This window comes from Acinetobacter sp. YH01010, assembly GCF_013420775.1.
In the GTDB taxonomy this organism is placed as follows: domain Bacteria; phylum Pseudomonadota; class Gammaproteobacteria; order Pseudomonadales; family Moraxellaceae; genus Acinetobacter; species Acinetobacter amyesii.
In genome coordinates this window covers 1-1,085 of record NZ_VOYF01000068.1, presented here as the reverse complement: position 1 = coordinate 1,085, position 1,085 = coordinate 1, and the positions used below count along the sequence as shown (strand labels likewise).

The window sequence follows — 1,085 nt, the reverse complement described above, 5'->3', positions numbered from 1 at the left end:
CTCGCTGGCATGGGGACCGTTTCTTTCACCACGAACCCGATTTCCTCGGGGTCAAAGATCAGCGATTTGGAACGCCGATCGCGCAGCCGCTTAGCGAGCGTCGTCTTTCCGGCGCCGAAAGGTCCGTTGATCCAGATTATCATTGTCGACGGCCTCTAACCTGAAGGCTCGCAAGAGCGCTCGACGGCCTCGTGCGGAGGCACGATCGGAGTGGTTCCGAAATGCTTCTCAAGATAGGTGACGCCGAACGTCACGATGTCCTGCGCGTCGAACAGGTAGCACTGAGCAAAGCCCACGACACCTTCTCGATGGCGACCGAGCTTCACGTAAGCATTTGCTATAGTTTCAACCGCATCCGGCTTTCCTTCGATAGCAAAGCAATCGAGAATGCCGTTTGAATCGTAATCCGATGCCGTTTTCCAGGCGACTTCACCGTCTCTTCCAAGCATCGGCATCTCATACGTCACCCACCGTTTGTTGGGGATATCGGCAACCGCCTCGGCGTAGTGCAATGCGGTAACGGAGTTTAGCGGCGCACCCAACAGCAGGGCCTTCCCGCCAAGGCGAACGAACCGCTCGACGGGCGATCCTTCCCCCAAGGCGTGACCGAGTTCGTGAGGCTCCGTCAGCGTTTCAGCCAGCGGACCAACCGCGACCATCGATGCATCGGGGTGCGCGCTGCGCCGCGCGCCGGGGGCTTGAACCAGAAATTGATTCAGCAGGCCGAACCCACGGTAAGTCCCGGCTGTTGCGGGATCGAACGGCAGCCAGGTACGGCGGGCTTCGTCATCCAGCCGAGCGCCATTCAGAGTCTCCTCGTAGGGTGATCGGTCCCACGACGCGTATCCCATCACAGTGCCAGTCGGCCCAACCGCGGAGCGTAACGCGGCAACGACCGTCTCCGCTCCTCCTTCGACCGGACCAATCGCTTTAAGTGAGGCATGCACCATCAAGAGGTCACCGGTTTGGACTCCGAGTTTTTGAAGCGCCTCCGTTATTGCCTTCCGCGTATGCATCGCGATATCTCCTCTAAACTGCAAAACACTATACCTATCGAGATATCACTCTACTATACCTATCGAGAT

At 58.2% G+C, this 1,085-nt stretch carries 1 protein-coding gene; it reads right to left on the bottom strand.

What is annotated here, in order from left to right:
• Window positions 1-155 precede the first annotated feature (155 nt).
• The gene (gene aac(3)-IId, locus FTT77_RS17205) at window positions 156-1,016 is read right to left on the bottom strand and encodes an aminoglycoside N-acetyltransferase AAC(3)-IId (RefSeq protein WP_000557454.1); all 861 of its coding nucleotides are present in this window, start codon (window positions 1,014-1,016) and stop codon (window positions 156-158) included.
• Window positions 1,017-1,085 lie beyond the last annotated feature (69 nt).